Consider the following 2,670-nt stretch of genomic DNA (forward strand, 5'->3'; position numbering starts at 1 on the left):
CCGAGGGTCTGCGGCTGGCCGTCGACGAGGGCGACGTTGTTGATGCCGAAGGACTCCTCCATCGGCGTGAGCCGGTAGAGCTCCTCCAGGACCGCCTCGGGGTTGAACCCGTTCTTGAGCTCGATGACCAGGCGCAGCCCCTGGTTGCGGTCGGTGAGGTCCTTGAGGTCGGAGATGCCCTGGAGCTTCTTGGACTGCACCAGCTCCTTGATGCGGCTGATGACCTTCTCCGGGCCCACGCTGTAGGGGAGCTCGGTGACGATCAGGCCGGTGCGGCGGGCGGACACCTTCTCGATCGAGACGGTGGCGCGCGTCTTGAACGTGCCCCGGCCCTTCCGGTAGGCGTCGCGGACGCCGTCCAGGCCGACGATGGTGCCGCCGGTGGGCAGGTCCGGTCCCGGGACGAACTCGGTGAGCTCCTCCAGGGTGGCGTCGGGGTGGGCGATCAGGTGGCGTGCGGCGGCGACGACCTCGCCCAGGTTGTGCGGGGCCATGTTGGTGGCCATGCCGACCGCGATGCCGGAGGCTCCGTTGACCAGGAGGTTGGGGAAGGCCGCGGGCAGCACCTCCGGCTCGGTCTCCTGGCCGTCGTAGTTCGGCTTGAAGTCGACGACGTTCTCGTCGATGGACGAGACCAGGAGTTCGGCGCTGCGCTCCAGACGGGCCTCGGTGTAGCGCATGGCGGCGGGGGCGTCGTCGCCGCCGAGCGAACCGAAGTTGCCGTGGCCGTCGACCAGCGGTACGCGCATGGCGAAGGACTGGCTGAGCCGGACCAGGGCGTCGTAGATGGCGCTGTCGCCGTGGGGGTGCAGGCGGCCCATGACCTCACCGACGACGCGGGCGCACTTGACGTGACCGCGGTCGGGGCGGAGCCCCATCTCGTTCATCTGGTAGAGGATCCGCCGCTGGACGGGCTTCATGCCGTCACGGGCGTCGGGTAGCGCGCGCTGGTAGATGACCGAGTACGCGTACTCCAGGAAGCTGCCGCGCATCTCCTCGGAGACGTCGATGTCGATGATCTTCTCGGCGAGATCCTCGGGGGGACGGGAAGTTGTACGGGCCATGACCGTAATTCTGTCCTGTTCCAGAGACTGAAACGTACGTCGGCCCGTGGTTGGGGGCGTGTGACCCGTGCGACTGTGGGGGTTTTGGGCATGCGTGGGGTGGTTTCCGCCCCGCACACGAACAGGTACGGAAACCACCCCACGCTGGGAGCCGGGTCGTGTCGGCCCCGCCCCCGACGTCAGTCGGAGAAGGGGATCGTGACGGTGGCGCCGTCCTCGGCCCCGGTCAGGACCGTCGAGGGGGCCTCGCCCAGGGCGCTCCACAGCTCGACGCGGACGGATCCGCCGTTCAGGTCGCCGAGGGACCCCTCAGCGCTCAGCGGTCCCCGGCCGTGGGTGTGGTCCTCCCAGCCCTCCAGGTCGTTGGTGGCGAAGTAGCGGTAGGTCTCGACGCGGTCATCCGTGCCGTCGCCCTCCAGGTCGTAGACCACACGGATCTGGACCGCGTTGGCGACCGCGTCGCCGGAGTCCACGGGCAGGGAGAAGGCGGTGGGGCCGCCGGTGTGGGAGCCGGTCAGACCGTCGGCGGTGAGGACCACCCGGTCCTGGGGCGGCAGCCCGTCCCGGTTGACGCCTCCGGCGGAGGCCACGGTGATCTCGTCGGTGGAGTCGCGCGGGAGGAGGGAGAGCCCCGCCGGGGTCAGGTGGAGGGTTCCGTCACCCACGCCTTCGTCTCCGTCACCGTCCCCGGGGTCGCCGGGATCACCGCCCTCACCCGTGGTGGACGCCAGTGAGCGCGGCTCCACGTCGAGCCGCGTTCCGTCGGAGAAGGTCACGGCCAACGGCGTGTCGGACGGGTTGAACGCGGTGTGGGTGCGCTCTCCGCCGTCGTCGAAGACCGCGTAGTGCGCGGTGTCCGCCGTGACGGCGGTGTCCACGGTCCCCACCTCGGCCAGGGTCGACACCCACTGGTAGGTGTGCGGCCTGGACTCACCCGCCTCGGGTTCGTACGAGGTCCACTGCTCCTCGAAGAGGCTCAGGGCGCGGGGGCCGTCCGAGAGGGCCAACTGCTCCCAGTGGATGTCCCGCCAGGTCTCGGGCTGGCGTCCGAGCCGGTCCTCCAGGGAGCGGTACAGCCGTTCCGCGTGCTCGGGGTCGTACCCCAGGTAGAGGGAGCTCGCGGTGATCGGCAGGTAGTTGATGCCGTAGTGCTCCTCCGGGCTGCCGTCCCACCAGATGCGGTAGTCGGCGCCGTCGCCCCAGACCATGGCGGCGATGTCGTTCGGATAGTCGCCGGGGAAGGTCTCGCCGCCGTGGTTTTGCCAGTAGCGGGCGATGGTGGAGGCCTGGGTGGTGTGCAGGTACACGCCCAGGTCGCGCAGTTCGTCGTCACCGGTCAGAGAGCCGAACAGGGCGGTGGCCGCGGCGAAGTGCATGCCCTCGGAGGAGGACTCCTGGTTGTTGCCGGAGGCGAATCCGGCGTGCCCCGAGGCCCAGCCGTGTCCGGCGTAGGGGGAGAACGAGCGCAACCTGGGGAACATGTCGCTGTCGGGATCCGTCTCGGCGACGTCCCGGACGAGCAGGCGGATCATGCCGCCCCAGGCGTCCTCGGCGGCCCAGTCGGCGTCATAGCGGGCGACGACGGCCGCCGCGGAGACGAAATAAC

General features: G+C 69.9%; 2 protein-coding genes. Both read right to left on the reverse strand.

The annotated features are described in order from the left end of the window. A partial coding sequence (locus D471_RS0106520) for a DNA gyrase subunit A (RefSeq protein ID WP_017597878.1) occupies positions 1 to 1,064 on the reverse strand: 1,064 nt, incomplete at its 3' end. 179 nt (positions 1,065 to 1,243) lie between these two features. Then, positions 1,244 to 2,670, reverse strand: a 1,427-nt coding sequence (locus tag D471_RS0106525; protein ID WP_017597879.1) for a glycosyl hydrolase, incomplete at its 5' end; no start/stop codon positions are given.

This window comes from Nocardiopsis lucentensis DSM 44048 (assembly GCF_000341125.1).
In the GTDB taxonomy this organism is placed as follows: Bacteria; Actinomycetota; Actinomycetes; order Streptosporangiales; family Streptosporangiaceae; genus Nocardiopsis; species Nocardiopsis lucentensis.